The 6,298-nt window shown below is 41.7% G+C and carries 6 protein-coding genes; 2 read left to right on the top strand and 4 right to left on the bottom strand.

The window, feature by feature from the left end; translation table 11 throughout:
- Positions 1–359 precede the first annotated feature (359 nt).
- On the bottom strand, positions 360–1,520 hold the full coding sequence (locus tag FC36_RS05660; protein WP_056986760.1) for an MFS transporter: 1,161 nt from the start codon (positions 1,518–1,520) through the stop codon (positions 360–362).
- Positions 1,521–1,657: 137 nt separating this feature from the next.
- Between FC36_RS05660 and FC36_RS05655 the strand changes: the two genes are divergently transcribed.
- Positions 1,658–2,812: an MFS transporter gene (locus FC36_RS05655; protein ID WP_155889660.1), complete on the top strand. Its 1,155-nt coding sequence runs from the start codon at positions 1,658–1,660 to the stop codon at positions 2,810–2,812.
- Between the two features lie 27 nt (positions 2,813–2,839).
- Here FC36_RS05655 and FC36_RS05650 read toward each other — a convergent pair whose 3' ends face one another.
- A complete protein-coding gene (locus tag FC36_RS05650; protein WP_023859863.1) occupies positions 2,840–4,081 on the bottom strand; it encodes a chloride channel protein in 1,242 nt (413 codons plus the stop codon).
- Between the two features lie 13 nt (positions 4,082–4,094).
- Positions 4,095–4,592 (bottom strand): phosphatidylglycerophosphatase A family protein, encoded by a 498-nt coding sequence (locus FC36_RS05645; protein WP_023859864.1) that lies wholly within the window; start codon positions 4,590–4,592, stop codon positions 4,095–4,097.
- Positions 4,593–4,710: 118 nt separating this feature from the next.
- Between FC36_RS05645 and manA the strand changes: the two genes are divergently transcribed.
- On the top strand, positions 4,711–5,670 hold the full coding sequence (gene manA / locus FC36_RS05640) for a mannose-6-phosphate isomerase, class I (RefSeq protein WP_025021511.1): 960 nt from the start codon (positions 4,711–4,713) through the stop codon (positions 5,668–5,670).
- 36 nt (positions 5,671–5,706) lie between these two features.
- On the opposite strand, the gene FC36_RS05635 is transcribed toward manA, so the two are convergent.
- Positions 5,707–6,298: GNAT family N-acetyltransferase (locus FC36_RS05635; protein ID WP_235805805.1), on the bottom strand; the 592-nt coding region annotated here is incomplete at its 5' end.

Genomic DNA, 6,298 nt, shown 5'->3' with positions numbered 1-6,298 from the left:
CAGTATACAGAGAGATTGCCCGATAATTAATACGGGGGTGTTATAGGGTGCTTACGTAATTTCTAACGGCTTGTTGTTTTAAAATTTCTGCATTAAAAAGACCTTGAGGGGAAATATCAAGGTCTTTAGAATAATATGTAGCCACCCTAAGAGTGGCAGGGGAAAATTTGTATATTATCTATGAATCAGTCAGAGTGGGGGAAATCATTCTGGACTGATAAGTACAGCATACAAGATTTTTACTGAGAATAATTTATTTCACCCCAAACGTAGCGAAAAAAAACCTAAACGTCTCTATAGTTTGCTAGTTACTTACGGACTAAGCTTAGTTTACACTGGGCTTTTTTCTTTAGCCAATTTTATCCTTTGATTTGTAAAGTGGCCCCACCGGCTAAGAGAAAACAAACTAGAGCGAAGAAAAAGGGAGCCTGGGCGGAGAAATCATAGAGAAAGCCAGCCATTAAAGCCCCGATAATCATACCCAAAGATTGGGTTGCTTGGTAAAAGCCTAAGACTTGATTACGCGTCTCTTCTTGGGCGGCTTGGGTAATCAATTCTTGAATCAAAGGTACTGTTAGGGCATAGACTCCGTAAAAAACCAACGCTAAGGCTAAAAAAATCATCAAGTTGGGACTGAAAAGTACTCCAATAATTAAAACTGCGGAAAAGCCTAAGACTGCCCGCAAAGAAGCACTAACTTTCGTTTGGTTGATTAAATACAAGCACAAAGTCAAGTTTAAAATCAGGGAAAGCAAGCCTACTCCTCCCTTGAAAAAGCCATTGACTGAGCTTGGTAGATTATAGAAATCCTTGAGATAGTAGTTAAAAGATTGGTCAAAGGCGGTATAACCTAGATAAAAGACAATCGACAAGCCAAAAAGTAAGGCGAGTTTAGCCGTGATGAACTCTTTGCCTTCCAGGAAAGCAGTTAGCGGATTGGCTTGTCTTTTGAGTTGGTGGCGGTTCAATTGTTCTAAATGGGCATCTTTATCCAAAAATAAACCCATCAAAAGGCCGGCTAACGCTAATTGGCCAATTTGTAAAAGGAAGGTTAAGTTGAGGTTAACTTGTCCCAAAACCCCACCAATAAAATATCCCCCGGCTGAAAAGACGGTTTGGACAGTGACATTGAGGGTCAAGTTAGTACCAACTTGGTTCGTGGCACTGTGCTCGGTAATATAGGCTAAAACCCCGACGAAAAAGGCGGCGCAAGCAATTCCTGCTAAGAGGCGCCCAATTAAAATAATGCCGGCATAATGTCCGAAAGAAAAGAGGATTTGTGCTAAGGCATAGCCTACACTACCCCAGGCCATAGCGGTTTTATTGTGAATTGTGCTAGTAATTTGGCCAAAAAAGGGCGAAAAAGCAAACATTCCTAAAGACATCATGGCAAAGGCAATTCCAAACATGGCGTCGTTGAGCCCTAAAAGTTTGAAGTAGGTCGGTGTGACCGGGTGGGCGTAGTTGGCAGCTAAGTTAAATAAAGCTATCAAAGTAAAAAAAGTGAATTTTTTTGGCATAAGCATTCCTTTCAAAATAAGTTTCGCCAAAGATTATACGCAATCTACCCTAAAAATACAACTAGACAGCTTTAGGATTTCTGGTTAAGATAGAAGATAAAAACTCTTGAGGAGGTTTTATTGTGAAACAGTCCAAAATGTTGTTACCTGCCATCATTATGGCTGGGATTGTCATGCGGATTCCTTTTACTACTTTGCCGGTAGTTTTGACTCAAATAGCCCAGGGTCTTGGTGTATCGGTGGCGTCTTTGGGAACTTTAACTACGATTCCTTTGGTGATGTTTGCTCTGGGTTCGTCTTTTGCCCCTTATTTAGCCCAAAAAATTGGTTTGGAAAAAACCTTTACCGTAGTGATTTTAATCATGGCTTTGGGGTCAGGATTACGGTTAATCAATGTGGCGACTTTGTATGTTGGTACCATGATTGTGGGGTTGGCAATTGCCTTTATCAATGTTTTATTTCCTAGTCTTTTATTGGAAAATTATCCTCGTAGCTTTGGGGTCTATACCACTATTTATACGACAGCCATGGGTTTAGCGTCTACTATTGCATCGGCAGTGGCAGTCCCCATTGTGACGCAAACTTCCTGGCAATTTTTAATTTTCTTATTGAGTGTGATTATCCTTTTGGCAGCCTTGACCTGGTGGCCTAATATAAAAAATAATCACTACTTAACCTTGGCCAAAACCGATACGGTAGAACCTACTTCAATTTGGACTAATAAAATGGCCTGGGTGACCTTGATTTTTTCTGGTTTTCAATCGCTCTTATTTTACACAGGACTGACCTGGTTACCAACTATGGCTTTAGATGCTGGCCTCAATCAAAATGCCAGTGGTTTGTTAGCAGGACTATATTCGTTGATTTCTTTACCCCTGTCAGCACTAATTCCTGTAATTGTTTCACGTCAAAAACGTCAAGCGCGGCGAAATTTTATGCTGATTTTTGCGATTTGTGGCATCTTAGCTATGGTCCTTTTATTGATGGTAAATTCTCGTAGTTTTTGGTTTTGGAGTGCGGTCAATGTTCTCTGGGGTGCGAGTGTTGGGGCATTATTCCCTTATATGTTAACGGCTTTTTCCTTGAAAACCACTAATCCTACTCAAACTGCACGACTTTCTGGTATGGCGCAAACTGGCGGTTACCTCTTGGCAGCTTTGGGGCCGGCACTTTGTGGTTACGGCTATAGTTATTTTCATAGCTGGACACCAATAGTCTTTGTACTTCTATTGGTGACGCTTATCACTACACTATCTTTGATTATTATGGAAAGTCGTGAAAAGATTGCATAAAAAAACTTGTCAGTTGACAAGTTTTTTTTATGCTTCCAATTGAGAGGCAACTGCTATGGAAAGGCTGGCACACAAAGCTAAGGGCAAAAGGGCACTAATATCTAGGTGGCAAATTTCAAAAAGCATAAATATCGCCATTAAAGGTGCATTTTGGGTGGCTGTCAATAATCCCACTGCTCCCAAAAGGGCGCATTGAACTAAGCTCGCTGTCGGTACAAATTGGACATAAAGTAGTCCCACTAAGGCTCCTAGACAAGCCCCAGCTCCAATGGAAGGTGTTAAGGTTCCCCCGTAAGCACCAGTCCACAAGGTAAAAATGGTCACAACTAATTTGGCCACCATTCCGAAAATTAAAAGTCCCATGGCTTCTAAGCTGACACTTTGGAAATTGAAAGCCATTTGTGCTACTCCGCGACCATTACCCATAATTTGTGGAAAGAAAGTGGCAATTGTTCCGGTTAAAAGTGCTGCTAAAGGTAGGCCGATGAGAATTTTATTGTCCGAAGCGCGAGCATTACTGGCTTTTTGAATCCAGCGTCGCACATAAGCGCCAACTAAACCTGCTAATGGTCCTAAAATTAAAATTAAAGGTAAGAGCTTAAGGTTAAAATGTGGTTGGGAAATCACGTAATAGGGGGTGAAACCTTTACTGAGTGCCCCCACTAAAGTCGCAAGCACAGACATGGTGAGGCTGACAACGATAGCTTTGCGACTGATTTTTTGGTAGAGGATTTCCAGACAAAAAAACATCCCGGTTAAAGGTGAAATATAGACTCCAGCAAACCCCGCTCCGGCCGCTGCTGCTAGAAGGAGTTTTTGGTCTTCAGTAGACAAATAACGATTCCAACGTGCGGTGAATTTTTGGGCTAACATGGTCCCCATTTCTCGAGGCGCTAATTCCCGGCCGACAGATCCTCCGGTAGAAACGTAAAAGATTTGCGTTAGGTCGTGAATCAAGGTGGTTTTGAAAGACATCTTTTCACCAGTTAAAGCTTTCTTAATCCCAACAGGTCGGGAATTTTTACGTAAAAGATGCCAAGAAATTCCGGCTAAGATGCCCCCAAAAAAGACGGATAGAAGTCGCCGTAAAGGCCAAGCTTGGCTCGCCACAGGGTGGTGATTACTTTCGACAAAGCCTAAAAAGAGGTGTTCAATCAAGTCGAGAAAATAACCTAATAGTAAAGAAGACGTTCCAATAATAAGTCCTAGAGCGATAGTGGCAGTCATGAGATTGAGGTCGTTAGTGTGCGTTTTTAATTTGGCAAACATGGGTAGGTCCTTTCTAAGCCAATTGGTGGGCGATTTTTCCACAAATAGCAGCGACAAGGGCGCCGAGTAAATCGTCGATGAAAGTATTGACCTGGTTAGGTTGTTGATCATAGTTCTTGATAATACCGGATTTAACACGATCCAGATAGCCGAAATTGGTGGCGCCAATTGTACCATAGACGTTGGCGATGGCTAGGGCCAGGGTTTCATCGGTACCAAAGACACCAGCATCATTTTTGATGATGGAGAGGAGCGGTTCACGTAGTTGATCGGCCTGAGCCAAGCGGTCGAGTTCGAGCGCTACCATGGCTTGGTTGAGGACTTCACGTTTATGGAGCACTGCTTGTAGGGCTACCTGACAGTCTGCTTCGGTCACTCGTGTATCAAACTCCACTAATAGTTTATAAGCCAGATGAGTGAGGTCGGAAAGTTTCACCCCCCGTCGCTCTAACTCTTGTGTAACAAAGTTGTAAGCTGCGGTGTCGGGATACTTAAAATTTTGATTTAACATGATTTTTCCTCCACGTAATTTTTGTTTATGAGAATAACACGATAAATGTAGGCTGACAAGAAAAAACTTGGTCAGTTTTTGTTATAATGAAGCTAGTAAAATTAAAGGAGCGCTCAATTTGAATGATATTATTTTGTTAAAGCCTGCCTTCCAAGAAAAAATATGGGGTGGCAAAAAATTACAAGAAGAATTCGGCTATGACATTCCTAGTGACCAAACCGGAGAATGTTGGGCGATTTCAGCCCATAAGCATGGACCTGCGACCGTTGAAAATGGTCCCTATGCTGGAATGACTCTAACGCAGTTATGGACCTCAGAGCCGCAACTATTTGGTAACCACGGTGCTGAGGAAAGTTTTCCTTTGTTAACCAAGATTTTGGATGCCAAAATTGACCTTTCCGTCCAAGTTCACCCTGATGATGCTTATGCCATGAAACACGAAGGGGAATTGGGGAAGACCGAATGTTGGTATATTCTTGCAGCGGATCCTGGTAGTTATTTAATTTATGGTCACCGCGCCCAAAGCAAGGAAGAATTTGCCCAATTAGTGTCCCAAGGTAAGTGGGACCAACTTTTAACTAAGGTACCCGTTAAAGCTGGTGATTTCTTTTATGTGCCAAGTGGGACGGTACACGCAATTGGTGGTGGAGTGATGGTTTTAGAGACCCAACAATCAAGTGATACTACTTATCGTTTATATGACTGGGACCGCAAGGATGAAAAGACAGGTCAAAGTCGGGAATTACATATCAAAGATTCTTTGGCTTGTAGCCAAGTGCCTTTCCAAGCACCAAAATTAACTAGGAAAACCAGCTTTTGTGGGCAAACGAAAGTTACAGAGTTTGTTAATTCTAAATTCTTCAGTGTTTATCGTTGGGAAAATCACCAAAATCAAGGTGATTTTCAAAATAAAAACCATGATTACTGGTTAGTTTCTGTTATTGCAGGTCAAGGTCAAATTAATCTCGGTGATAAGACTTATGATTTGAAAAAAGGTATGCATTTTATCATTCCCTCAACAGTTACAAACTGGACTTTAAGTGGCGACTTCACCATGATTGCTTCTAAAGCCAACTAATATCGCAAAAAAGACCGGCAAAAGTCGCCGGTCTTTTTAGATATCACGATACATGAGCAAATCTGTTTGTCGGTCATTTCCTAGGACGAAAGTATGGGCACCAGCTTGTTTGAAACCAAGATGACGATAAAAGCCTAGCGCATTTTTATTGTGTTCCCAAACCCCGAGCCAAATGCCTTCACAAGCTAGGTCGTGGGCATATTTTAGCGCAAAGTCAAAGAGCGCTTGGCCGATACCTTGTTTTTGATATTCAGGGTGTACATAGATACGTTGGATTTCCAAGGCTTGGGGCCAATCGAGTTCGCTTTGAGCGTGGCCCCAGTTTAATTTAAGATAGCCAACTATTTGGCTATCTTTAAGGGCAAAGAAATAGGCAGATTGTTCCTGCGCTAGTTCTTGTCTTAAAACTTCAATATTATAAGCTTCATCTAAGTATTTTTGTAAATCAGCCGGATCGTTGTCTTGATCAAAGGTGGCTGCAAAAGTGAGCCGACAGATTTTTTGTAATTCTTCCAGATCGGCGGTGGTTACGTTTCTGATTTGAATAGTCATTTTTTCCTCACTACTTTTTAGTTTGACAGATTGTAAAATATAAGTTGAACATTTAAGTGGACAAGAAAACCCATAA

It is taken from the genome of Ligilactobacillus equi DSM 15833 = JCM 10991 (assembly GCF_001435735.1).
GTDB classification, from domain to species: Bacteria; Bacillota; Bacilli; order Lactobacillales; family Lactobacillaceae; genus Ligilactobacillus; species Ligilactobacillus equi.
This window is presented reverse-complemented; position numbering and strand designations above follow the sequence as displayed.